1 protein-coding gene and 1 pseudogene are annotated in these 1,600 nt (G+C 41.2%); one reads left to right on the top strand and one right to left on the bottom strand.

The features are described from left to right. Positions 1-138 (top strand): annotated as a pseudogene (locus tag O9334_RS04260) (IS4 family transposase); the annotation flags it as partial. On the opposite strand, the gene O9334_RS04255 reads toward O9334_RS04260, so the two are convergent. Next, a complete protein-coding gene (locus tag O9334_RS04255; RefSeq protein ID WP_287999546.1) occupies positions 115-1,506 on the bottom strand; it encodes an IS4 family transposase in 1,392 nt (463 codons plus the stop codon). The pseudogene O9334_RS04260 and the gene O9334_RS04255 overlap by 24 nt on opposite strands. Positions 1,507-1,600 lie beyond the last annotated feature (94 nt).

Below are 1,600 nucleotides of genomic sequence, written 5' to 3'. Positions count from 1 at the left end.
CCCCTCAAGAAACACGGTCGTCGTGCTAAGAGTCTTTTTCGCTTAGGTTTTGACCATCTTCGTCATCTGATTCTTAACCCTTCTTTGCCTAATCATCGGGATTTTCTTCATTCCCTACAATTTTTGTCCTGTACTTAGCCTTCGCAGTCCCAACCAAATAGTTTTAACACCAGGTTCACCGTTGACCCTGAGAGAAGCCGAAGGGTCACCTTTTCTACCTAAAAAACCCCCAAGAGAAGCAATCATTCTGACCGCTTCTCTAAAGGAGGGCGGCTTTTCAGGTGGCGGACTCTTTTTATGAATAGTGGCACACAAAGATTGCCATTCATGTTCTTCCAAAAAACTTTCACAACTCTCCTCTCCGTGTAAGCGTGCTTGATAGGTTAACCAGAGTAATCTCCAAGCTACAATTGAATAGGTAGCTAAGGCCATCTCAATTCTCCTACCCGTTTCTAATTGCAGTTTTTCTAATCCACCACCACTTTTTAAAACAAAATGATAGCGTTCTATCAACCAGCGATAACTATACCAGCGCACGCAGGTTATCGCCGATTCAAAGCTACTAATGTTCAGGCTAGTTAAGAGGAGCCAACTGATAGAATTAACTCCGGGATGAGGATTTTCTTCTTCGGCTAAAATTACCTGTAATTTGACAGGTTGACGAGGGTTCGCCTTGGGGTGATGGCTAGGTACTTGTATTTCAAAACTGGCCAATCTAACTGTTAGTTTAGCTAGTCTAGCCTCGTGATTAGGATTGCGTTTTACTTGCACATCTAGGCTACCACAGGCTTTTATTTCTCTGATGGATTGATGTAAATATTTAGGCTCTGGATGCCCTGACCTTTGCTTGTCTTCGAGATAGTTAACTTTTCGGTTATGAGTTCCTCGGATTAATAAATGAGAGTTAGGACTTCTTGATTGGGCAAATAAATCAAATATGTCTGCTTCACAATCTCCGATTGTTACTACTTGAATTTCTTCGGGTATTTGTTGTTGTGTTTCTGACCAAGAATCTAACCATCTTTGACTTTCTTTTTCTTGGGTTTCTCTTTTTTTGCGTTGCTTGGCCATCCCTAAATTCTTTTCTTCTCTTGCCCAGACATATTGATTAATTAGTCCTAAAGGTATTCCTTGCGGTGACACTCCTAATGTGGTATGAACTTTGAGACCAAAGGATGTTTGACAATCTAGATAACCCATGCCTTTTTTGGCTTTTTGCGTCGTAAAGTCTAAACTTGTTGTGTCTTGAACTGCCAAAACTATTGGATGTTCTTTGATTCTTTCTACTGTACTTTTGGCTTGGGCGGCAATTAGATCTGAGGGGTGAAAATAGGGGGAATTCCAAAAGTCGTAGGTGGCACTCGCTGCGGCTAGATTTCCCGAAACTTGTGGCACACTTGTACTGGGTTGACTGGCCAAGTTTTCCACGATACTGATTAACCTTTTCTTTCTTCTGGTATCCCCTAGGTCTGCATACTGTAATTCTTGGGCTGCCCATTTCTCCATTTTTTTGCTCACCTCCACCTTAATTCCTTCTTTCAAAACTATACCTATCAATCGTTTCCCCTTTTTTTAAGTTTCTTCTCTTTTTGTTAAGAAA

It is taken from the genome of Microcystis sp. LE19-8.1F, assembly GCF_027531715.1.
Lineage (GTDB): Bacteria > Cyanobacteriota > Cyanobacteriia > Cyanobacteriales > Microcystaceae > Microcystis > Microcystis wesenbergii_A.
Note: the sequence above shows the minus strand (reverse complement) of the source record. Positions and strands in the feature narration are given on the sequence as shown.

Bases quoted from the DNA above. Each gene is read 5' to 3' on its own strand.
- O9334_RS04255 (WP_287999546.1), bottom strand. From the start codon at position 1,506: ATGGAGAAATGGGCAGCCCAAGAATTACAGTATGCAGACCTAGGGGAT.